Annotated in this window: 2 protein-coding genes; one reads left to right on the top strand and one right to left on the bottom strand. The window is 42.4% G+C overall.

Annotation, left to right across the window (positions count from 1 at the left end):
* A partial coding sequence (locus HQK80_16475) for a CHAT domain-containing protein (protein MBF0223786.1) occupies positions 1 to 1,392 on the top strand: 1,392 nt, incomplete at its 5' end.
* Positions 1,393 to 1,408: 16 nt separating this feature from the next.
* Here the strand turns inward: HQK80_16475 and HQK80_16470 are convergent.
* A partial coding sequence (locus tag HQK80_16470) for a hypothetical protein (protein MBF0223785.1) occupies positions 1,409 to 2,341 on the bottom strand: 933 nt, incomplete at its 5' end.

Genomic DNA, 2,341 nt, shown 5'->3' with positions numbered 1-2,341 from the left:
AACGATGAAGCCTTTGAATACATCGAAAGAGCAAAATCAAGAGCGCTTCTCGAACTTTTAACCGCCAATATAAACTACCTTGAGATTCTTGAAAAAGACTCGATTACCTTTCAGCGAGCCAGTAAACTTCTACAAGAAATAGAGGAAATACAAAACAGCCTTGATTCAGCTAATAAAAAGGAAGCAGAAGATGGCGATTGGGATCAGGAAAGGAAAGCAAGCCTCGATAAACATATTGTCGCAAAAGATCTTCTTGATGGCCTAGAACAAAAGCAAAGAAGATTGGCCGAGATGTTGTCAGATCTTGCGACATTCTCCCCTGATGCGGCATCGCTTTTTCAAGTTGTGCCCAGTCGAATTTTAGACACCCAGAAAATCCTGGATAGCGAAACCCTGCTTCTAGGAATGTATCAGTCAGAAAACTCCTTGGAACTCTTTCTGATTGGCAACACCGGTCAAATTTTGACTACAAAAGTTACACAGTCAGCCAGACAATCATCTGAAGACATATACCTGTTGATTAATAATATCAAGGAGAGCAAACATCTCGATATACGATCCCACGATTTCATCCGACAAATTCGGGCACCATTAACACATTTTTATGATTTTCTCATTGAGCCTTTTTCTGAGCATATTAATCGTGCTAAACGTCTTATAATATCTCCCCATCTATTTTGGCATTATTTCCCCTTTCAGTCGCTATACTGTCAAAAAGATAAACTTTATCTTATCGATAAGATCGAAATATGCGTAACCCCGACCGCTTCAATTTTGGCTTCCTGCATGAAGAAAGAAAGAACGAGTCGTGATAGTGCCCTGATTCTGGCGAAAAACAATGGGGACCTCCCTTATGTTGATAAGGAGGCCGATCTTCTTGCAGGGGCATTTTATCCAAAGTCCGAAGTGTACAAAAATACTGATGCCTATTTTAAGCGAACAGCGCAAAAGCAGTTCGATGTCGTTCACTTCGCTTGCCATGGAAGTTTTAATGGGGAGTTTCCTTTCCTTTCTGGAATCGATATTCCGCCAGAGGCTGGTAGTAACCGTAGAACAACCATACTGGATTTTTTCAGCCAAAAATTAGAAAGCTCTCTGGTTACCATGAGCGCCTGTGAATCAGGACTCAACCAGTTTACTATTGCGGATGAGCTTATAGGCCTGAGCCGCGGCCTGTTTTACGCCGGCACAGCTTCTATAATGGCTAGTCTTTGGCAGGTAGCAGATGCTTCAACCTGCTATTTGATGGAGAACTTCTACTGGCACTACGTAAAAAATAGACGCACTAAAACACATGCCCTGCAATTGGCTATGCAGGCAGTCAAGGCGAAAGAAGAGTACGCCAACCCATATTTCTGGTCACCTTTTATTATATTGGGTGATTGGAGATAAAATGAACTGGCTTAATTTATGGTGCAGTTCCCCAAAAGTCATTTTTTTGTAATGGCAGTTCAAACAGGTTTTTCCCTTCTGTAACAACATACAATCTTAAGTCAGCATCAACATGGATAGGTCCAATCTCGGTGCCGATTCCACTCAAATCAATATCAAACCATAAACGATATTTTTCCCCAATTTCTGGTAATTCTGCCCCACAAAAAGGACAGCGCATGTCCTGAGATCTTTCGGCGCTGTGTTTTCCGCAAGAAATACAATTCCAGTGAGAGTCAGGGAGGACAACATGCAATCTTTGGCTGACGCTCTCAGCCGCATATACAATTCCTTTGGCATCAACGCAAAAACTAGGGGATGGGTAGGCAGTTGGTCCAAAGACATGTTCAGCATAAAAACCATCCTGCGCCTCACACATATCGGAGAAATAAAGGTTTCTCCTCTCTCGGTCCGCAAAAAACAAACCTCCATTGACAGTCTTGATCATGTTGCCTGGATATACCTGTCCGGTTTTTGAAGAAAAGTATATGTCCCGCCCTGAGTTACTGGTTGCTTCCTGCATATGAATCGCACCCTGTGCAAGCACGAACAGGTCTTTCCGTTCGGGAAACAGAGGATAATACGCTATAATGTTGTGCTGCTGTCGGAATAAATCCACAGGATAGTCCACCCTCTCTTGGTTCCATTTACCCCATTGTATACGCACAAGTTCCTGGTTTTTAATTGCAAAAAAACTTTTGTCGCGGGCAGAATCAAATCCAATCCAGCTAATATCATCCCAATAATTAGGCCCTGTCGGAGGTAGCTTTACAAAAGCTCCATTGTTCGTAATGTTTTGGGCTTCAAAAGCCCAGAGTCCTTTACCCTGCCTGGCAACAATAAATGAACGTCCTTTCTCATGTGAAACATTAATAAATTGTTCAACATTTCCCGTCTCATTGGACGAGAA

The sequence above is a fragment of the Desulfobulbaceae bacterium genome (genome assembly GCA_015231515.1).
Taxonomy (GTDB): Bacteria; Desulfobacterota; Desulfobulbia; order Desulfobulbales; family VMSU01; genus JADGBM01.
Note: the sequence above shows the minus strand (reverse complement) of the source record. Positions and strands in the feature narration are given on the sequence as shown.